Consider the following 203-nt stretch of genomic DNA (forward strand, 5'->3'; position numbering starts at 1 on the left):
CCGCACCCGCCGAACCACTGCGGCTCGCCGTCGTCGCCCCCGGCGGGTACGGCAAGAGCGTGCTGCTCGCCGCGCTCGACCGCTGCTACCGGGAAGCGGGCGTCGACGCCGTGCTCGTCGACGACGCCGACCGGCTCGGCCCCGACCAGCTCGAGGAGCTGCTGGCCGGCGCGGAGGGCCCGATCGTCGTCGCGCACCGGCCG

At 77.8% G+C, this 203-nt stretch carries 1 protein-coding gene; it reads left to right on the top strand.

From position 1 onward, the window contains the following. Window positions 1-203: hypothetical protein (locus tag G3I65_RS37110; protein WP_160700225.1), on the top strand; the 203-nt coding region annotated here is incomplete at both ends.

The sequence above is a fragment of the Amycolatopsis sp. SID8362 genome (assembly GCF_010550475.1).
Taxonomy (GTDB): domain Bacteria; phylum Actinomycetota; class Actinomycetes; order Mycobacteriales; family Pseudonocardiaceae; genus Amycolatopsis; species Amycolatopsis eburnea.